This window comes from Nocardia sp. CA-119907, from assembly GCF_050955995.1.
Classification (GTDB): Bacteria; Actinomycetota; Actinomycetes; order Mycobacteriales; family Mycobacteriaceae; genus Nocardia.
On sequence record NZ_CP192091.1, the window covers coordinates 3,478,630 to 3,498,140 of the forward strand.

At 66.5% G+C, this 19,511-nt stretch carries 19 protein-coding genes; 13 read left to right on the forward strand and 6 right to left on the reverse strand.

Annotation, left to right across the window (positions count from 1 at the left end):
- Nucleotides 1–8: 8 nt before the first annotated feature.
- Nucleotides 9–1,025: a bile acid:sodium symporter family protein gene (locus tag ACQP2D_RS15425; RefSeq protein ID WP_433684375.1), complete on the reverse strand. Its 1,017-nt coding sequence runs from the start codon at nucleotides 1,023–1,025 to the stop codon at nucleotides 9–11.
- An 83-nt stretch (nucleotides 1,026–1,108) separates the two neighbouring features.
- Here ACQP2D_RS15425 and ACQP2D_RS15430 point away from each other — a divergent pair, with 83 nt between their 5' ends.
- From ACQP2D_RS15430 to ACQP2D_RS15470, 9 genes are all read left to right on the forward strand, one after another.
- Nucleotides 1,109–1,954 carry a LysR family transcriptional regulator gene (locus ACQP2D_RS15430; protein ID WP_433684376.1) on the forward strand — a complete coding sequence of 282 codons (846 nt, stop codon included), beginning with the start codon at nucleotides 1,109–1,111 and terminating at the stop codon, nucleotides 1,952–1,954.
- A gap of 59 nt (nucleotides 1,955–2,013) precedes the next feature.
- A complete protein-coding gene (gene uvrC, locus ACQP2D_RS15435) occupies nucleotides 2,014–4,029 on the forward strand; it encodes an excinuclease ABC subunit UvrC (protein ID WP_433684377.1) in 2,016 nt (671 codons plus the stop codon).
- Nucleotides 4,030–4,113: 84 nt separating this feature from the next.
- Nucleotides 4,114–5,118, forward strand: coding sequence for an RNase adapter RapZ (rapZ, locus tag ACQP2D_RS15440; RefSeq protein WP_433684378.1), 1,005 nt, complete (start codon nucleotides 4,114–4,116; stop codon nucleotides 5,116–5,118).
- Complete coding sequence (locus tag ACQP2D_RS15445) at nucleotides 5,115–6,161, forward strand: gluconeogenesis factor YvcK family protein (RefSeq protein WP_433684379.1); 1,047 nt, start codon at nucleotides 5,115–5,117, stop codon at nucleotides 6,159–6,161. The genes rapZ and ACQP2D_RS15445 overlap by 4 nt, the downstream gene beginning before the upstream one ends.
- Entirely contained in the window at nucleotides 6,152–7,135 is a 984-nt protein-coding gene (gene whiA / locus ACQP2D_RS15450; protein WP_040692075.1) for a DNA-binding protein WhiA, read from the forward strand. The genes ACQP2D_RS15445 and whiA overlap by 10 nt, the downstream gene beginning before the upstream one ends.
- A gap of 320 nt (nucleotides 7,136–7,455) precedes the next feature.
- Nucleotides 7,456–8,475 carry a type I glyceraldehyde-3-phosphate dehydrogenase gene (gap, locus tag ACQP2D_RS15455; RefSeq protein WP_433526538.1) on the forward strand — a complete coding sequence of 340 codons (1,020 nt, stop codon included), beginning with the start codon at nucleotides 7,456–7,458 and terminating at the stop codon, nucleotides 8,473–8,475.
- 5 nt (nucleotides 8,476–8,480) lie between these two features.
- Nucleotides 8,481–9,695 (forward strand): phosphoglycerate kinase, encoded by a 1,215-nt coding sequence (locus tag ACQP2D_RS15460; RefSeq protein WP_433684380.1) that lies wholly within the window; start codon nucleotides 8,481–8,483, stop codon nucleotides 9,693–9,695.
- A gap of 3 nt (nucleotides 9,696–9,698) precedes the next feature.
- Nucleotides 9,699–10,484, forward strand: a complete 786-nt coding sequence (gene tpiA, locus ACQP2D_RS15465; protein WP_433684381.1) for a triose-phosphate isomerase — start codon at nucleotides 9,699–9,701, stop codon at nucleotides 10,482–10,484.
- Between the two features lie 164 nt (nucleotides 10,485–10,648).
- On the forward strand, nucleotides 10,649–11,275 hold the full coding sequence (locus ACQP2D_RS15470; protein ID WP_433684382.1) for a DUF1579 family protein: 627 nt from the start codon (nucleotides 10,649–10,651) through the stop codon (nucleotides 11,273–11,275).
- Nucleotides 11,276–11,310: 35 nt separating this feature from the next.
- Here ACQP2D_RS15470 and ACQP2D_RS15475 read toward each other — a convergent pair whose 3' ends face one another.
- Nucleotides 11,311–11,838, reverse strand: coding sequence for a hypothetical protein (locus tag ACQP2D_RS15475; protein WP_433684383.1), 528 nt, complete (start codon nucleotides 11,836–11,838; stop codon nucleotides 11,311–11,313).
- 2 nt (nucleotides 11,839–11,840) lie between these two features.
- Nucleotides 11,841–12,635, reverse strand: a complete 795-nt coding sequence (locus ACQP2D_RS15480) for an META domain-containing protein (protein ID WP_433684384.1) — start codon at nucleotides 12,633–12,635, stop codon at nucleotides 11,841–11,843.
- Between the two features lie 383 nt (nucleotides 12,636–13,018).
- Here ACQP2D_RS15480 and ACQP2D_RS15485 point away from each other — a divergent pair, with 383 nt between their 5' ends.
- Together ACQP2D_RS15485 and secG are read left to right on the forward strand one after the other, a co-directional pair.
- Entirely contained in the window at nucleotides 13,019–14,629 is a 1,611-nt protein-coding gene (locus ACQP2D_RS15485; RefSeq protein ID WP_433685665.1) for an MFS transporter, read from the forward strand.
- Between the two features lie 58 nt (nucleotides 14,630–14,687).
- Nucleotides 14,688–14,921 (forward strand): preprotein translocase subunit SecG, encoded by a 234-nt coding sequence (gene secG, locus ACQP2D_RS15490; RefSeq protein ID WP_062991810.1) that lies wholly within the window; start codon nucleotides 14,688–14,690, stop codon nucleotides 14,919–14,921.
- On the opposite strand, the gene ACQP2D_RS15495 is transcribed toward secG, so the two are convergent.
- Nucleotides 14,908–16,062: a YbfB/YjiJ family MFS transporter gene (locus tag ACQP2D_RS15495; RefSeq protein ID WP_433684385.1), complete on the reverse strand. Its 1,155-nt coding sequence runs from the start codon at nucleotides 16,060–16,062 to the stop codon at nucleotides 14,908–14,910. The two genes, secG and ACQP2D_RS15495, sit on opposite strands and share 14 nt — an antisense overlap.
- 70 nt (nucleotides 16,063–16,132) lie before the next feature.
- Between ACQP2D_RS15495 and ACQP2D_RS15500 the strand changes: the two genes are divergently transcribed.
- Complete coding sequence (locus tag ACQP2D_RS15500) at nucleotides 16,133–16,966, forward strand: LysR family transcriptional regulator (RefSeq protein WP_433684386.1); 834 nt, start codon at nucleotides 16,133–16,135, stop codon at nucleotides 16,964–16,966.
- A 6-nt stretch (nucleotides 16,967–16,972) separates the two neighbouring features.
- On the opposite strand, the gene ACQP2D_RS15505 is transcribed toward ACQP2D_RS15500, so the two are convergent.
- On the reverse strand, nucleotides 16,973–17,821 hold the full coding sequence (locus ACQP2D_RS15505; protein WP_433684387.1) for an SDR family NAD(P)-dependent oxidoreductase: 849 nt from the start codon (nucleotides 17,819–17,821) through the stop codon (nucleotides 16,973–16,975).
- A gap of 54 nt (nucleotides 17,822–17,875) precedes the next feature.
- Between ACQP2D_RS15505 and ACQP2D_RS15510 the strand changes: the two genes are divergently transcribed.
- Complete coding sequence (locus tag ACQP2D_RS15510; protein WP_433684388.1) at nucleotides 17,876–18,865, forward strand: alpha/beta fold hydrolase; 990 nt, start codon at nucleotides 17,876–17,878, stop codon at nucleotides 18,863–18,865.
- A gap of 50 nt (nucleotides 18,866–18,915) precedes the next feature.
- Here the strand turns inward: ACQP2D_RS15510 and ACQP2D_RS15515 are convergent, their stop codons facing one another.
- Complete coding sequence (locus tag ACQP2D_RS15515) at nucleotides 18,916–19,299, reverse strand: hypothetical protein (protein WP_433684389.1); 384 nt, start codon at nucleotides 19,297–19,299, stop codon at nucleotides 18,916–18,918.
- Nucleotides 19,300–19,511: the final 212 nt, after the last annotated feature.

Sequence of the window (19,511 nt, forward strand, 5' to 3'; positions counted from 1 at the left end):
ACATCGAATTAGACCGGTTGTGCGGACACCTCGGCTGTCGCAATATCGGACGATGCGTTCTCGGCCGCGGATCGCGCATAGCGCTGCGCGAGAACCGTGCAGGTCAATAGCTGGATCTGGTGGAAGACCATGAGCGGCAATACGATCAGGCCGACCGGATGTCCCGCGAACAGGACCGAGGCCATGGGCAGACCAGTGGCCAGGCTCTTCTTCGAGCCGCAGAACACGACGACGATCTGGTCCGGACGGGAGAAGCCGAGGAAGCGGCTGCCGAAAGTGGTCATCGTCAGCACCGCGGTGAGGATGCCGGCACACACCGCGACCGTCGCCAGCAGCGCCCGCGGCGAAATACCGCTCCAGACGTGTTCGACCATCCCCGCGCTGAAGGCGGCATAGACGACGAGATACACCGAACCGCGATCGACCGCCCTGGTCAGCGCGGTATGCCGCAGCAGCCGGGCCATCCTGGACCGCAGCAGCTGACCCACCAGAAACGGCAGCAGCAGCTGAACCACGATTGCGAGAATCGCGGCGGGGGAGACGGTGGCATTGCCGGTGGTGTCCATCAGCAGCAGCACCAGCAGCGGCGTCGCGAAGACGCCGATCAGATTCGACAGCGACGCACTGACCACCGCACCGGCGACATTGCCGCGGGCAATAGAGGTGAAGGCGATCGATGACTGCACGGTCGAGGGCACCAGGCAGAGGAACAGCACGCCGGTGTAGAGGTCATCGGTCAGTACCGACGGCGGCAGGAAGCGCAGTGCCAGACCGATCAGCGGAAAGATCAGATAGGTCACGGCCAAAACCGACGAATGCAGCCGCCAATGCCGCAACCCGGCCAACGCCTCGCGGGGTGCGAGCCGAGCGCCGTAGAGGAAGAAGAGCAGCCCGATCGCCATCTTGGTGATCCAGTCCAGCGCATCGGCCGCGGCACCGCGCGCGGGCAGCAGTACCGCCACCGCCACGCTGACCAGAATGCCGAGCATGAACGCGTCGATCCGTAGTTTGGCGAAGAACCTCACCTGTCGACGGTATGACGCCGGCGACTGATCGCGATAGGCGTTGGGTTCGATATCTGTAAACGTGATCGGCGATAATTGGCGGTGTGTTCGAACCCGAACTGCTGCGGACCTTCCTCGCCGTCGAACGCGCGGGTGGTTTCACCGCGGCCGGTCGCATCCTGGGCCTGCGTCAGTCCACCGTCAGCGGTCATATCGCCCGCTTGGAGAAGGCGGCTGGGCGCGAACTACTCCGCCGCGATACCCGCAACCTCGCGCTGACCGCCGACGGCGCGGCCATGGTCGGCTTCGCCCGCCACATCCTCGACGCCCAGGGCCAGGCCGAGCGCTACTTCTCCGACTCGACCCTCACCGGCCTGATCCGCCTCGGCGCCTCCGATGACGTGATGGCCCGCGAGCTGCCCGACGTTCTGTTCGAATTCCAGCGCACCCATCCCGGCATCGATCTGGAGCTCACCGTCGGCCTGAGCGAAAACCTCAAAACCCGGATGGCGACCGGCGAACTCGACCTCGTCGTCGGTAAGCGCCTGCCGGGTGAACGCCACGGCGAACTGCTCTGGCGCGACCGTCTGGTGTGGGCGGGCCGTTCGGCCGCAATGGAATTCGACGATCCGGTGCCGCTGGTCACCTATCCGCCGCCCAGCCTGACCCGCCGCGTCGCGCTGCAGGTCCTCGAACGCGACGCCCGCACCTGGCGGGTGACCTGCACCAGCGACAGCCAACTCGGCCTGCGCGCCGCCGTCCTCGCCGGTCTCGGCGTCATCGTGCACGCCGAAACGCTGCTCCCGGACGGCCTCGTCGTGCTGCCCGCGCACCGTCTGCCGGATCTCGGCGAACTCGAATTCGTCCTGATGCGCCGTCACGCCCATGCGTCACCGCCGCAGCAGGCGCTGTGCGACGCCATTATCGCCAGTGCGCGCCGCTTCGCCTGAGCCGAGCCACGACGACCGGCGGTGTGGATGTGTCGGGGGCGGTCGATAGGCTTGGATTCGTGGCAGATCCCGCGACCTACCGGCCGAAGCCGGGCACGATTCCCGTTGAACCCGGTGTCTACAAATTCCGGGACGCACACGGGCGTGTGATCTATGTCGGCAAGGCGAAGAGCCTGCGGAGCAGGCTGAATTCGTACTTCGCCGATGTGGCGTCGCTGCATCCGCGTACCCGGCAGATGGTCACGACGGCGGCGAGTGTCGAGTGGACCGTGGTCTCCACCGAGGTGGAAGCCCTTCAGCTGGAATACAACTGGATCAAGGAGTTCGATCCGCGATTCAATGTGCGCTATCGCGACGACAAGTCGTACCCGGTGCTCGCGGTCACCTTGAACGAGGAGTACCCGCGGCTGTTCGTCTATCGCGGTGCCCGCAAGAAGGGGGTGCGCTACTTCGGGCCCTACGCGCACGCCTGGGCCATTCGGGAGACCCTGGATCTGCTGCTGCGGGTATTCCCCGCCCGCACCTGCTCCAATGGAGTCTTCAAGCGGCACAACCAGATCGGACGGCCGTGTCTGCTCGGCTATATCGACAAATGCTCGGCCCCGTGTATCGGGCGGGTCGATGCCGATGAGCATCGGCGGATCGTCGAGGACTTCTGCGACTTCCTGGCCGGCCGCACCGATCGCATGGTGCGCGACCTCGAGCGCCGGATGCACGACGCCGCCGAGGAGCTGGATTTCGAGACCGCCGCCCGGTTGCGCGACGATGTCCAGGCGCTGCGGCGGGCACTGGAGAAGCAGGCCGTTGTGCTCGGGACCGGCACCGACGCCGATGTGATCGCCTTCGCCACCGACGAGTTGGAGGTGGCGGTGCAGGTCTTCCACGTCCGCGACGGTCGGGTACGCGGCCAGCGCGGCTGGGTGGTGGACAAATCCGGCGACGCGATCGACGGCCACGCGGCCGGTGGCGAGGTCGCCGCGCTGGTCGAGCAGTTCCTGACCCAGTTCTACGGCGAGCAGGTGGCGCAGGCCGAACAGGGCGGCGACGAACAGCCGGCCACGGTGGTGCCACGCGAGGTGTTGGTGCCGGAACTGCCCGCCGACGCCGAACAGGTTCAGGAGTGGCTGAGCACACTGCGCGGGTCGGCGGTGCGGCTGCGGGTACCGCAGCGCGGTGACAAGAAGGCACTCGCCGAAACCGTGCAGCGCAACGCGATGGAGGCGCTGGCCCAGCACAAGCTCAAGCGCGCGGGCGATCTGACATCGAGATCCGCTGCGCTGCAAGACATTCAAGATGCCCTCGATCTGGACAGCGCACCGCTACGAATCGAATGTGTGGATATCAGCCACGTGCAGGGCACCGATGTAGTGGCCTCGCTGGTGGTGTTCGAGGACGGCCTGCCGCGCAAGTCCGAGTATCGCCACTACGCGATCAAGGAGGCCGCGGGCGAAGGTCGCTCCGACGATGTCGGCAGCATCGCGGAGGTGACCAGGCGGCGGTTCTACCGATTGCGCCGCGAACGCGACGAGCTCGCGGCCGAGGACGTCGCGGCCGAAGAGATCGCCTCCGGCGCCGAGGACCTCGAACTCACCTCCCGCCCGGGCATCGACCCGCGCACCGGCCGCCCACGAAAGTTCGCCTACCCGCCGAACCTCTATGTTGTGGACGGCGGTGCACCCCAGGTCGCGGCCGCCGCGGAGGTCCTCGACGAACTCGGCATCACCGATGTCGCGGTGATCGGCCTGGCCAAACGACTCGAGGAGGTGTGGGTGCCGGGAGAGAGCGATCCGGTGATCATGCCGCGCAATAGCGAGTCGCTATATCTATTGCAGCGGGTGCGCGACGAGGCGCACCGCTTCGCCATCACCTTCCATCGCAGCAAACGCTCCCGAAGGATGACCGCGTCCGCACTGGACTCGGTGCGCGGTCTCGGCGAGTCCCGCCGGACCGCGCTTGTCACCCACTTCGGGTCGGTGGCCAAACTGAAGGAGGCCACGGTCGAGCAGATCACCGAGGTGCCCGGCATCGGTGTGGCCACCGCGAAGGCCGTTTTGGCCGCGTTGCGGGAGGAATAAAGACACCTACGTTGTGTGTCTGCGCCCGATACCGGAACCGGTGCGGGATGATCGACAGGCACCCTGACACAGATCCGGTAGGACATGACACGCGTCGAATCGAACAACAGTGCGGGCAGCCCGCGGTCGACCGCTGGGCGGACCGGCCCCGCGGGCTCTCTCGGCGCACCTGTCGAACGTGGCGACGGCAATCCGCCCCAGCCGCAGGTCGAAGTGGTGATCGTGACCGGCCTATCCGGCGCGGGCCGCGGCACCGCGGCCCGCGTGCTCGAGGATCTCGGCTGGTATGTCGCCGATAACCTGCCGCCGGAGCTGATCGGGCGGATGGTCGAGCTGGGCGCCTCCGCCGATCCGCCGATCCGTAGGCTCGCCCTGGTCATGGATGTGCGGAGCCGATTCTTCACCGGCGATCTCTCGGCCGTCACCGAGCAGCTGCGATCCTCGGGGGTGCGCACCAGGATCCTGTTCCTGGAAGCCTCCGATGACGTGCTGATCCGGCGTTTCGGCTTCGCTCGCCGCCGTCATCCGCTGCAGAGCGAGAGCGCCGACGGTACGCTCTCGGCGGGCATCGCAGCCGAACGGATTCGCCTCTCCGCCGTGAAAACGGCGGCCGACCTGGTCATCGACACCACCGAGCTGTCGATCCACCAGTTGCACCGCAAGTTGGAGGAGGCCTATGGCGGCGGCGCGCCCACCGCGCTGCAGTTGACGGTGCAGTCGTTCGGATTCAAGTACGGGGTTCCACTTGATGCGGACATGGTGTTGGATGTGCGTTTTCTACCCAATCCGCATTGGATACCGGAACTTCGCGAACATTCGGGACAGGAGACCGTGGTCAGCGAGTATGTATTGTCGCGTCCCGGCGCGGCCGATTACCTGAGCACTTGCCACCACCTGGTCGACCTGACGACGAATGGTTACCGCCAAGAGGGGAAGCGATACATGACGGTGGCAGTGGGCTGCACCGGAGGCAAACACCGCAGCGTGGCGATAGCCGAGGCGCTCGGCGAACTCATCGGGTCACAGACCGCCGAATCCGGTCCCGCCGACGTCGTGCGGGTCGTGCATCGGGATCTGGGGCGCGAATGACGGGGTGGGAATCGGATCCCGCCATTGTTGCGCTCGGTGGCGGGCACGGTCTGTACGCGACGCTCACCGCGGTGCGACGGCTCAGCAGGAAGATCTGTGCCGTGGTCACCGTCGCCGACGACGGGGGTTCCTCGGGCAGGCTACGGTCCGAACTCGGTGTGCCACCGCCCGGCGATCTGCGCATGGCCCTGGCGGCGCTGGCCGCGGACGGCGACGACGTCTGGACCCGCACCGTGCAGCATCGCTTCGGCGGCACCGGTGCGCTGGCCGGACATTCGGTCGGCAATCTGATCCTCGCGGGTCTGACCGAGGTGCTCGGCGATCCGGTCGCCGCGCTCGACGAGGTCGCCAAGCTGTTGCGAATCACCGGTCGCGTGCTGCCCATGTCGCCCATCGCATTGGATATCGAGGCGGATGTCTCTGGGCTGGAAGCGGATCCGCGCGTGAGCCGCTGCATTCGCGGCCAGGTTGCCATCGCGACCACACCGGGTAAGGTGCGGCGCGTGCGGCTGATTCCGTCCGATCCGCCCGCCAGCCCGGAGGCGACCTCGGCCATCGAACACGCCGATGTCGTTGTGCTCGGCCCGGGTTCCTGGTTCACCAGTGTGATTCCGCATGTGCTCGTGCCCGAATTGCGTGACGCGCTGGTCTATACCAGGGCGCGCAAGGTGCTGGTGTTGAATCTCGCCGCTGAGCCCGGAGAAACGGCGGGTTTCTCCGCGGAGCGCCATCTGCATGTATTGTCCCAGCACGCACCGGAATTCGTGGTCGACGAGGTACTGGTCGATTCCGGGTCGGTGCCGGAGGGTCGCGAAAGAGAACATGTGGCCAGGGCTGCCGAACAATTGCGGGCACGAGTAACCTTTTCCGATGTCGCCGAAGCGGGCACCGACCGGCATCACCCCGGAAAGCTTGCCGCCGCACTGGATCAGCTGATCCGGCAACCTCGGCCACATATGGCAGGGCTTCGAGTCGAGGGACGGCACATGGGTCAGGATGTGCGTTCCGGGTTGGGTGGAAAGGAGCGCGTCTCGTGGCGATGACAGCCGAAGTGAAGGACGAGCTGAGCAGGCTCACGGTCTCGCAGGTGAGTTCTCGCAAGGCGGAACTGTCTGCGCTGCTGCGGTTTGCGGGCGGCCTGCACATCGTCGGCGGGCGGGTGATCGTCGAGGCCGAGGTGGATATGGGCTCCATCGCGCGCAGACTGCGCCGGGAGATCTTCGAGTTATACGGCTACGGCTCCGATGTGCACGTGCTCGGCGCGGGCGGCCTGCGCAAGACCTCGCGGTATGTGGTGCGGGTGTCCAAGGAGGGTGAGGCGCTGGCGAGACAGACCGGTCTGCTCGATGTGCGCGGCCGTCCGGTGCGCGGGCTGCCGGCGCAGGTCGTCGGCGGCAGTATCGGCGATGCCGAAGCGGCTTGGCGCGGAGCGTTTCTCGCACACGGCTCGCTCACCGAACCGGGTCGCTCATCGGCACTCGAGGTCAGCTGCCCCGGTCCGGAGGCGGCGCTCGCGCTGGTCGGTGCGGCGCGGCGGCTCGGCATCACCGCCAAGGCGCGTGAGGTGCGCGGCACCGATCGGGTCGTAGTGCGCGACGGCGAGGCGATCGGCGCGCTGCTGACCCGCATGGGTGCGCAGGACACCCGGATCGTCTGGGAGGAGCGCAGGCTGCGCCGCGAGGTGCGGGCCACCGCGAACCGCCTCGCCAATTTCGACGATGCGAATCTGCGCCGCTCGGCCCGCGCCGCGGTCGCCGCGGCGGCGAGAGTCGAACGCGCACTGGAGATCCTGGGCGATGAGGTGCCCGACCATTTGGCCGCGGCGGGCAAGCTGCGAGTGCAGCACCGCCAGGCGTCGCTGGAGGAGCTGGGCCAGCTCGCCGATCCGCCGATGACGAAAGACGCTGTGGCAGGCCGGATTCGGCGATTGCTGTCGATGGCCGACCGCCGAGCCAAGGAACTGGGGGTACCGGATACCGAATCGGCCGTCACCGCCGAACTGCTCGACGAAGCGTGAGCCGAATCGCCGCCCCACGGGGCGGCGATTCGGCTTTTTTCCAGGCTGGGCTGTCCACCCGGCTGAACGTTTCCGAAGTCCGGCGCGGTGGCGCGTGTCGGACCCGCTAGGGCGCGCGTGGCCGGGGTGAGCGCCGGATTCCATGGTGAGCCGAAACAAGAGCACGGACCGCGGATTTGTGCCCCGAAACCACGCGCGCCGACGTCTGCGCAGGTCCCGCGTACTCAGGAATGCCAGGTGCGTGTCGGAGAGGTTACGGTCGGGCACTACTGTGGTTGTGGCATCGGAATGAATCCGCTTGAAAGCTGAGGAGCGATAACGTGACTGTCCGGGTAGGCATCAACGGCTTCGGTCGTATCGGACGTAACTTCTTCCGGGCGGTGGAGGCGCAGAAGGCGCTCGGCACCACCGACATCGAGATCGTCGCGGTCAACGACCTCACCGACAACGCGACGCTGGCCACTCTGCTCAAGTACGACTCGATCCTGGGCCGCTTGCCGCAGGACGTATCACTGGACGGCGACGACACCATCGTGGTCGGCGACCAGCGGATCAAGGCGCTGGCCATCAAGGAGGGCCCTTCTGCCCTGCCGTGGGGTGACCTCGGCGTCGACGTGGTCGTCGAATCCACCGGCATCTTCACCGACGCGACCAAGGCGAAGGGGCACATCGCCGCGGGCGCCAAGAAGGTCATCATCTCCGCGCCCGCCAAGGGCGAGGACCTGACCGTCGTCATGGGCGTCAACGACGACAAGTACGACGGCAGCCAGAACATCATCTCCAACGCCTCCTGCACCACCAACTGCCTCGGCCCGCTGGCGAAGGTGCTCAACGACAGCTTCGGCATCGAGCGTGGTCTGATGACCACCATCCATGCCTACACCCAGGACCAGAACCTGCAGGACGGTCCGCACAGCGACCTGCGCCGGGCCCGCGCCGCCGCGCTGAACATCGTGCCCACCGGCACCGGCGCCGCGAAGGCCATCGGCCTGGTGCTCCCGGAGCTCAACGGCAAGCTCGACGGCTACGCGCTGCGCGTCCCGGTTCCGACGGGCTCGGTCACCGACCTCACCGTGACCCTGAGCAAGTCGGCCTCGATCGACGACATCAACGCCGCCTACAAGGCTGCCGCCGAAGGTGCGCTGAAGGGCATTCTGAAGTACAACGTGGACCCGATCGTCTCCAGCGACATCGTCACCGACCCGCACTCGTGCATCTACGACGCACCGCTGATCAAGACCATCGATGACCAGGTGAAGGTCGTCGGCTGGTACGACAACGAGTGGGGCTACTCCAACCGCCTCGCCGACCTCATCGGCCTCGTCGGCAAGTCGCTCTGACGCACATGGCAGTCAAGACACTCCAGGATCTGCTGAACGAGGGTGTCGAGGGTCGGGGCGTGCTGGTGCGCTCCGACCTGAACGTCCCCCTCGACGACAACGGCCAGATCACCGACCCCGGTCGCATCATCGCCTCGGTGCCCACGCTGCGGGCGTTGGTCGAGGCCGGTGCCAAGGTGGTCGTCACGGCGCATCTGGGCCGCCCGAAGGGTGAGCCGGATCCGAAGTTCTCCCTCGCCCCGGTCGCCGCGAAGCTGGCCGAGCTGCTGGACCGCAATGTCCAGCTGGCCGGTGACGTCGTCGGCTACGACGCGCTCTCGCGCTCGGAGGGCCTCACCGACGGCGACGTGCTGCTGCTCGAGAATGTGCGTTTCGACGCGCGCGAGACCAGCAAGGACGATGCGGAGCGGGCCAAGCTGGCCGCGGCGCTGGTCGAGCTGGTCGGCGAGGACGGTGCGTTCGTCTCCGATGGCTTCGGTGTTGTGCACCGCAAGCAGGCCTCGGTCTATGACGTGGCCAAGCTGCTGCCGCATTACGCGGGCACGCTGGTCGCGGCCGAGGTCGACGTGCTGGCGAAGCTGACCGAGAACTCGGAACGCCCGTACGCGGTCGTGCTCGGTGGTTCCAAGGTCTCCGACAAGCTGGCCGTCATCGAGGCACTGGCCCCCAAGGTCGACACCCTGGTGATCGGCGGCGGCATGTGCTTCACCTTCCTTGCCGCGCAGGGCCTCTCGGTGGGCGGCTCGCTGCTTCAGGAGGAGATGATCGAGACCTGCAAGGGGCTGCTGGAGCGCTACGGGGACGTCATTCACCTGCCGCGCGATATCGTCGTCGCGAACAAGTTCGCGGCCGACGCGGACTCGAAGGTGGTGCCCGCCAATGAGATTCCGGACGGCTGGCTGGGGCTGGACATCGGTCCCGAATCGGTGAACCGATTCGCGGCACTGCTCACCGAGGCCAAGACGGTGTTCTGGAACGGCCCGATGGGTGTGTTCGAGTTCGAGAACTTCGCCGCGGGCACCCGTGGTGTCGCCGAGGCGATCGTGATCGCGACCGGTAAGGGTGCGTTCACCGTTGTCGGCGGTGGCGATTCGGCCGCGGCCGTGCGCGCGCTCGGCCTGCCCGAGGACGGCTTCTCGCACATCTCGACCGGTGGCGGTGCGTCGCTGGAATACCTCGAGGGCAAGGAACTGCCCGGTATCGCGGTATTGGAGGACTGAACCATGGCACGCAAACCGCTCATCGCGGGCAACTGGAAGATGAACCTCAATCACCTCGAGGCCATCGCCCTGGTGCAGAAGATCGCATTCGCGCTGCCGGAGAAGTACTTCGCGAAGGTCGATGTCGCGGTCATCCCGCCGTTCACCGATATCCGCAGCGTGCAGACCCTCGTCGAGGGTGACAAGCTGCTGATCACCTATGGTGCGCAGGATGTGTCGACCCACGACGAGGGCGCCTACACCGGTGAGATCAGCGGTGCCATGCTGGCCAAACTGGGTTGCACCTTCGCGGTGGTCGGCCATTCAGAACGACGGCAGTACCACTCCGAGGACGATGCCACCGTGCTGGCCAAGGCCAAGCAGGCGCTGAAGTACGGCATCACCCCCATCGTGTGCATCGGCGAGGGGCTCAATGTCCGCGAGGCGAAGACGCACGTGGAATACAACCTCGAGCAGCTGCGCGGCTCGCTCAAAGGTCTGACGGCCGAAGAGATTTCGAAGATCGTCATCGCCTACGAGCCGGTCTGGGCCATCGGCACCGGTAAGGTCGCCACCCCTGCCGATGCGCAGGAGGTCTGCGGCGCGATTCGCGCGGAGCTGGTCGAATTGGCTTCGCCCGAGGTTGCCGCGGGTGTGCGGGTGCTCTACGGCGGATCGGTGAATGCCAAGAACGTCGGCGAGTTGGTCGCACAGACCGATATCGACGGCGCGCTGGTCGGCGGTGCGTCGCTCAAGGGCGACGAATTCGCCACGCTGTCCGCTATTGCCGCGGGTGGTCCGCTGCCCTGACGGGCGAACGCTCGAATCAGCCCGGTATCGCGCCCGATCGCGTGATGCCGGGCTGATCTGCATTTTGTCGTCGGTCGGGACTTCCCGCTCGGGGTGAGCCGTGTCGGCGCCGGGATGCGATGCTGGTCGGGTCTCTGATCAGCAAGGCCGACAAGGATTTTCCCGTGAGATCAACTAAGGCGCGCGCACTGGTCACGGTTGCGCTACTGGCGTTCACCGCGTTCGGAGCCGGGTGCTCCGGCGATTCCTCCTCCGCGCAGGTCTCCTCGAGTGCCGAGGCGACCCCCACTCAGCAGGACGGCGGGCATCGGAAGCTGAATCAGCTGGTGGGTGAGTGGAACGGCGCGAAGTCGACATTCATCGCGGGCGGCACCGCGGACAATCCGATCAAGAGCGATATCACCTCGCGCTGGCACTGGATCGGCAAGACGGGCAATAACTTCATGCAGGAGGAGGCCGAGGGGAGCTTCGGCGGCAAGCCGTACTACCGGCTCGGCACACTCGGTTATTCGCCGACCGACGACCGCTACGAATGGTCGACGGTGGATAGCGTGACGCCGATGATGATGACCTACAAGGGCGCCAAGGCCAGCGGTGGCGATGCCGATATCGTGATGGCGGGGGAGTTTACCGATCCGGGTGTGCTGGGTCCGCAGTTCGTCGGCAAGACGATTCCGATGCGGACGACGATCAGGCTGGAGTCGGCCGATCGGGCGACCATGGAGATCTACTTCGCGCCGCCCGGGGAGGCCGAGCGGATCGCGGACCGGGTGATCCTGACGCGCAAGTAGTCGACGTCATCGCGTGCCGGGCATCGGCATCGGGATCAGGCGGTGTGGTTGCGCACCGTGAAACCGGTGGCGGTGAGTGCCAGCTCGAACGGTTCGTCGCGCGGGTCCATCGTGACTTCGGCGGTCCGCACGTCCGGGTAGTGCACGTGCAGTCGGTACAGGGTGCCGCGGAGCAGGTGGGCCAGTTCGGCGGGCTGCTCGGTGGCGTGCACGACGTACAGCATGGCCACGGTATCGGAGATGCCGACCGAGCATTCGGCCAGGAGTGCGCCATCGGGGTCGATATAGCCCAAAGAGAAGGTGGTGTGCAGGAATTCGTCTCGCTCGGCGAGTAGCGCCACGATGGTATCCGCATCCCAGTGGCCGGATTCGTCGCGGCGCATGAGTCCGGCAGCGGTATAGAGCTCGACGTAGCGGATGAGCGTCACCGATGACGGCGGCGCGGGCAGCTTCTCGATATGGGCCGACGGGAGATCCGGCCACGGGCCGACTTCGACCTGCCAGGTGCGGCCGACCGGACGGCGGAAACCCGGTGTGCGGGAATTGTTTCGGTGCTCGGCCACGGTTATGCCGCGCGCAGTGTCAGGCCGAAGCCGTTGGTATTGCGCAGGGTCAGGATGTCCGCGTCGATGGTGGCCGTTGTCCTGCCGTCGAGGGCCTTCAGTACGGCCTGCTCGACCTCCATGATCTCCGGGGCGCACATCGTCTTGGTGGTGCCGATCTGGAAGGTGACATCGGACCCATTGCCGGCGGGCGTGGCTGTGGCGTGTCCGGTCATGCGGTTGCAGCCGGCGCTGCCGGACACCGCGCCGTCGGGTGCGATGGTGAGTGTCGGTTTCACCTCGTCCAGGGTCTGTGACCGGATCTGCGCTCCGGGCGTCAGCAGGGCGCTGACGATCCAGGTGGTGCCGATGAGCGGCTGATCGGGCTGCACGACCTTCTTGTCCAGCAAGGTGACGGTTGTATCCTTCCCGGTCAGCGTCAGTGTCGCATCGTCGAGTCGCCATTTCGGCAGCGAGGTGAGCACGTTTTCCTGCCAGCTGTCGGCCTGGCTGCGCTCATCCGGACAGGCCATCAGGGTGCTGGCGAGGGTGTCGACATGCAGAATGCCCTCGGCCAGGTCGACCGTCCCGGTGGCGGTATTGCAGCCCGAACTGGCCGTGATCTTGCCTTCGGCGAAAGTGAGCGTCATCGGTCCACCGCCCGGTATCTGGTGACCTTCGACTCCGATCGAGACGAAGGTGTGGCCCATCGGCGTGGTCGCCGGATTGCGTTCCGTCTTGTCCTCGTTCGAGCAACCGGCCAGCAGCCCCGCCGCGATGGCCAGGATGATTCCGACGCGCACCGTTGTAGCGGACATGTAGCCGATGGTACGGCGGCTGTCTGTGGAAGCGGGGTAATCAGGGACCCGCCGGACCTGTTCGAACTGGATCTGATCGTCCGCGCCCCCGGGGAGGTCTTCGCCAACCAGCGACCTACCTCGGACAGTGGTGGGCCGTGCCTGGGGCGATCCGCAACTGCATCGCTGGTACCAACGCGTCGATGACGCGAATCACATCACGTGGCATGCGGCGCATTGTCAGCAGCCGTCCGTCTCCGGCGACAGATGGTCGCGATGCTCAATTCGTCCTGGGCTATGTGCTTTTCGATCTTGATGATCGAATTGGTCGCGGGCCTGCTCAGCAGTGCGTGGGCGGGATGGATGCGTTCAGCGATGGTGAAGTGCGGTGTGTCGCCGCTATTATGCTCGGCCGCGTGACCACTGTTGATGCCGCTGCTCCGCTATCTACCTGGGCGCCGTTGCGGTCGCGGATCTATCGGGCGCTGTGGACCGCGCAGTTGGTGTCGAATCTCGGGACCTGGATGCAGACGGTTGGGGCGCAGTGGATTCTGGTCGATGCGCCGAATGCCGCGACACTGGTGGCTTTTGTGCAGACGGCGACCACCTTGCCGGTGATGCTGTTGTCGATTCCATCGGGTGTGCTCGCGGATCTGTTGGATCGACGCAGGTTGTTGCTCGGGGCGCAGTCGGCCATGGCGGTGCTGGCGGCGGTGCTCGCGGTATCGACGGCGACCGGGCATACCACCCCCGGTGTGTTGTTGACTTTGCTGTTCCTGCTCGGCTGCGGGCAGGCGCTGACCGGGCCGGCGTGGCAGGCGATTCAACCGGAACTCGTTGCGCGCGAGCAAATTCCGTCCGCAGCGGCGCTGGGCAGCATGAATATCAATATCGGGCGGGCCGTCGGACCAGCGATCGCGGGTGTGCTGGTCTCGCTGTCGGGGCCGACCCTGGTGTTCGCGCTGAACGCGGTGTCGTTCGTCGGCATCGTCACGGTGCTGCTCAGCTGGCGCAGGCCGACGAAGGAACGGAAGCTGCCCAGTGAGCGGCCGCTGGCGGCATTGCAGGCGGGTACCCGATTCATTCGGGCCGCGCCCGCGATCCGCCGGGTGCTGCTGCGTTCGATCCTGTTCATCGCTCCGGCGAGCGCGGTGTGGGCGCTGCTGCCGGTCATCGCCCGCGACGAACTCGGGCTGTCCTCATCGGGCTACGGTCTGCTGCTCGGTGCGCTCGGACTCGGCGCGGTGACGGGTGCGGTCGGTTTGTCGCGCGTCCGCGCACTGTTGACACCCACCCAGCGGTTGACCGCGGCCGCGCTCCTGTTCGGCACGGCCTCGGTGGGTGCCGCGGTGCTGCACAGTGTGCCGGTCGTCATGGTGCTGCTGGTCGGAGCCGGATTCGCGTGGCTGCTGGCGATGTCGACGATGAATTCGACCATGCAGCTACTGCTGCCCGCATGGGTACGGGCGCGCGGGTTGTCGGTGTACATGCTGGTGTTCATGGGTGGCCAAGCGCTCGGGTCGCTGGTGTGGGGTCTGGTCGCGGGCGCGGTGGGGCCGGTAGCGGCGTTGCTCGCCGCCGCCGTGCTGTTGGCCGGATCCGCGGTGAGTTCGGTCTGGCTGCCGATCCGCCATAATGCGGAGGAACTGGATCTGAGCCCCAGCGCCTTTTGGCCCGAACCGCAACTGGTCGTCGAACCGGATCCCGAGGACGGTCCGGTGCTGGTGCTGCGCACCTATGACGTTCCGCCGGAGAAGGTCGAGGAATACCTCGCCGCCATGGTGTTCGTCGGACGGTCCATGCAGCGCACCGGTGCGATGGAATGGCGGTTGTATCGCGATGTCGGCGTGGTCGACCGCTACGTGGAGGCCTTCGTGGTGCGCTCCTGGTCGGAGCATATGCACCAGCATCAGGTGCGGCTCACCGCCCAAGATCAGCTGCGAGAACGCGCCGTCGCGGAGTTCATGATCGGCCGGGACACCACCACCCACCTCGTCGCGGTACAGACGCCGTAGGTCGTCTCCACCCGGGGTGATTATGCAGGTACGGATGCACACCCATAGACTGTCCGGCATGCGGATGTTCCTGGATATCCTCCTGATCATCACCAGCGTGCTGCTGGTGCTGCTGGTGCTGCTGCACCGCGCCAAGGGTGGAGGTCTGTCCAGCTTGTTTGGTGGCGGTGTGCAGTCCAGCCTGTCCGGTTCCACCGTCGTCGAGAAGAACCTCGACCGCATCACCATCTTCACCGGCCTGATCTGGCTCATCGCCATCCTCGGCATCGGCCTGGAGATCAAGTTCGCCTGAGTTGCCGCGCGATATCGTTTCGCGCGAATCGCGAGCACACGATGACGGCCGCGACCGTCGCTGCCACCAGCACGGCGGTCGCGATCCCGAACGCCAGCGCATAACCGTCGCCGATGACCGGCGCGACCACCAGGGGACCCAGCATCTGCCCCGCGCCGTAGCCCGCGGTGAGCGTGGCCGCGGCCCGGTGGCCGGTCAGTTCGGTGCCGAGCCGGATCGCCACCATGGTGATGCCCATGAACGTGCCACCGAACAGCGCCGCCGCGACGATCGCGGGCCAGGTGGTCGTGGACCCGGCGAGCAGCGCCGCCGCCGGGCACTGCGCGAGCAGTGCGAGAACGAGGGCGGTCGCCGGCGACCAGCGGCGTGCGACCAAGCCCCAGAGCACCGCCGGTGCGGCGGCCACCCCGACGATCACCCATATCGCCGAGCCGAGCGCCGCATTGTGCGCGCCCACGGCGGCGACCAGGAATGTGCCGATCACGATATAGCCGACGCCCTCGAGCGAATATGCGATGAGCAGCGCCCGCCAGGCCGTGCTCGGGCGATCGGTGCCGACCACCTCGGCAGTCCGAATGCCATGGATATCCAGTCGGAATGTCGGGAGCAGCAGTACGGCGGTCAGTCCGGCGGCGCCGAGCCACAGCCCCTGCCAGGACAGCACCGGCCGCGCGAGCAGCGCCAGCAACCCGGTGAGAGCGATACCGAAACCGACCCCACCGAAGGCGATACCCGCCCCGTGCCCGCCGAGCCGCGCGATCGCACCCGCACAGCCCACGAATATCACCGCGCTGGCCACGCCCGCGATCAGTCGCAGCAGCGCCGGAATCAGGGTGGGACCCGGCAGCACGACCAGCGCCTCACTGACCACCAGTGCTCCGGCCGCAACGCGAAAAGACGTGCGACTGTTGAGGTTCGGTAGCCGCGCGAGCAGTACCGCGCCTGCGAGATAGCCCGCGTAGTTGGCGGCGGCGATGAGCGCGCCGTCATGGGCATCGATGCGGTGCGCATCCACCATCGCGGGCAGTAGGGGTGTGTAGGCGAAGCGGCCGACACCGACGGCTGCGGCGAGACCCGTACCGGCGGCGAACGCTGGTCCGAGGGTGCGGCGCGGGGTGTCGAGCAGAACTGATCCGGTCACAACCACCGACGGTATGGTCCGTTGGCATGGCTGTGAAATGCTTTCTGTGCACGATGTATACGCTCGACGCATGGATATCGAGCTGCGGCACCTACGGGCGTACCTCGCACTTTGTGAGGAGACGAACTACACCCGCGCCGCCGCCCGGCTGCACCTCAGCCAGCCCGCGCTGACCCGAACCATCCAGCAATTGGAGCGTCTCGTCGAATGTCGGTTGATCGAACGGACCTCCCGGCGCTTCCAGCTGACCGAAGAGGGAGAGGAACTGCTGGAGCACAGCAGGCGGATCATCGGCGATATCGACACCGTCCAGGCGGATCTGCGCAGGCGCGCCACGATCGAGGTCGGGTTCTCCTGGCTGCTGCCCGATGCCTGGTTCGCCGCGACCCGCACCAAATACGAGGCCCTCGGGGGCCGGATTTCGCTGCGTCGGGTGGAGGATCCGATGGCAGCACTGGACGACCGGTCGATCGATATCGCCATCCACCGCAACGATATCTGGCTGCCGCACCACCTCGAATCCCGCGAAATCGGTTCCGAGCAGCGGGTATTGGCGGTCTCGGTGCACTCGCCGCTGGCGCGTGCGGGCGAGGTCCGCTGGGCCGAGCTCGCGCACTGTCCGTTGGTGGCCAATACCGTCTCCGGCACCACCAACGCCGAATCGTGGGATCCGCCCGATCCGAACCGGACCGTCATTACCTGCACGAATTTCGACGAGTGGATCGAACTCGTGGCGGCCGAACGCGGAATCGGGATCGTGCCCGTGCTGGCGCGCACCCGGGCGCCGCATCCGGGCGTGGTCTATGTCGACATTGTGGACGCCCCACAGTCGCATATCTATTTGACCTGGCGGGTGAAGCCGACACCATTGCGCTCGGTACAGCGCTTCCTCGGCGTCGCGTGAACGGTGTCAGTCGCTGCGCGGGATACGCCCATCGACGTCGGTGAAACCGTATTCGTCGGCGAGATCCGCTATGCGCCAAGATGATCCGGAGCGATCGCAGCGATTCGGATCGGCGGCCAGTGCGACGACGGCGCGGCCGGGAAAGCGCGGGGATTCGGCGGCGTCCAGGTCGTAGGTGCCCTCGCCGGGGAGGGTGACGATGCGACGGCCGTTCGCATTGGGTGGAACCAGTTGCAGCAGTTCGGTATCGACGATGCCGGGCCACAGCGATACCACGGTGACGCCGGTGTCGGCGAGATCGTCGGCCATATCCGAGGTGAGGCGGTCCAACGCGGCTTTGGCGACGCCGTACACCGCATTGTGCATGTACCGCTCCGCGCCCGGGGACGAGATATTGGCGATCAGTCCCGCCGATTCGATCAGCAGGGGAGCCGCGAAAAAGCTTGCCGTGTAATGCGATCGGACGCCGACGTCGAAGGTTTCGTCCCACGCCTTCGGCGGCACCTCCCAGAACGGTTTGCCGAGCCAGCGTGCGGCGGCGGGGGAGTTGTAGACATTGTTCACCAGCACGTCCAGTCGGCCGTGCTCGGTGCGGATCCGCTCGAAGAGGCGCTCGACCGCATCGTCATCGCGGTGATCGCAGACGACCGGAATGCCCGTGCCGCCGAGCGTGTCGATCTCCGCGGTGGTCGCGTGCACGGTCCCCGGCAGACGTCCGGGGGTGGCCGAGCGCCCGGTGACGTATACCGTCGCACCCGCCGCGCCCAATTCCAGCGCGATGCCTTTGCCGATGCCGCGGCTCGCGCCGGTCACCACCGCGACCTTGTCGCGGAGAACCTGAGGTATTCCGTCCACGATCCTGGGACACTACCGTGAAACAAGAACGCGTTCTAGGTTTTGGAGGTCGTTGTGGACTTGATTCATCGGTTCGTGACGGGTGGCGGCATCCGCATGCACGTCGCCGAACAGGGCGAGGGGCATCCGGTGATCTTCTGCCACGGCTTCCCGCATACCTGGTTCATGTGGCATCGCCAGCTCGAGGCCGTCTCAGCAGCGGGCTACCGGGCCATCGCGCCCGATTTGCGTGGGTATGGGCGCACGGAGGTGCCCGCCGGTATCGACGACTACACCAACCGGGCCGTAATCGGCGATCTGCTCGGCCTGCTCGATGACATCGGAGCGGAACAGGCGGTTTTCGTCGGCCTGGACTTCGGGGCGGCCCTGGTGTGGGAGCTGGCGCTGCGCGCACCAGAACGGGTCAGCGGCGTCATCGTGCTCAATAATCCGTATGCCCCGCGCCCGCCGCGTGCGCCATCGCAGCTGTGGGCCAAGGCCGCCGAACGCCACTTCCTGCACCTCGACTATTTTCAGCGGCCCGGTATCGCCGATGCCGAACTCGGCGGCCGCACAAGGGAATTCCTGGCGCGCGTCTACTTTTCCCTGAGCGCCGACTATCACTACCTCGACACCTGGCGCTTCCCCGCCGAAGGGACCGGCTACCTCGACGTCCTCCCCGAAGCGCCACCGCTGCCGTGGCGTTGGCTCTCGATCGCCGAATTCGACACTCTGGCACAGGATTTCGAGCACACCGGCTTTACCGGCGGCCTCAACTGGTACCGCGCCCTCGACCGGAACTGGGAACTGACCGCCGAATTCGCCGAAGCCCAGATCACCGTCCCCACCTATTTCCTCTACGGCGACCGAGATCCGGATATGGAGGGCTTCAGCGGCCGGGATCCGCTGGCCAACCTGCGCGCCAACGTCACCGATCTGCGCGCCGTCACCAAGGTCGCGGACGCGGGACATCTGGTCCAGCTGGAACGCACCGACGAGGTCGATACGCTGATCCTCGGCCACCTGCGCGATCTGGTCCCGAATTCCGCGGACGTCGTCGCCTAGCCGCCACCGGCATCGACGGCGGCCCCGTCCGAACGCGCGCAGCCGTCGGGTCAGCGGTATTCGTTGGTCAGTTCGGGGTAGTCGGCCCAGGACGGCAGGGGGCGGCGCTCGAGGTAGGCGGTGACGCGGTCCAGCAGGTATTGCCAGCGGGGTCCGACCGAACACGCGTCGGTCGGGCAGACGTGGCGGCGGATCAGTTCGACATTGGTTATGACGCCGACCTGGGTCATATGCAGTTCGAGAATGCCGCCGTCGATGTGGATGACCAGATCGTGCGGTGCGCGGCAGTCGTCGACGCGGATCGCGATCGGGCCGGGGACCGGGCCGTCGGTCGGTTCGATGGTCAGATTGCCATTGCCGCCGGATACCGCACCGAACCAGCGGTCGAGTTGGCGGCGTTCGGTGCAGGCGGACCATACGTCGAGTACGGGCATCCGGAAGGATCGGAGAAAGTGCAGGAGCACGAGCTCTCCGTCGATCGCCCGATCATGTTCAGGTCGTACCTCGCCGAGCATGGACATCATCGTCATAGCCGTGCCCTTCCGCTGCTGGTCACCGTAGGCTCCACTGTATTTCCCCTTGGGTGCCGCCGAATCCGATTCACCGGAAGTGGGGCTTCCGCGTGTCGGATCCGCCGGTGTCCGAT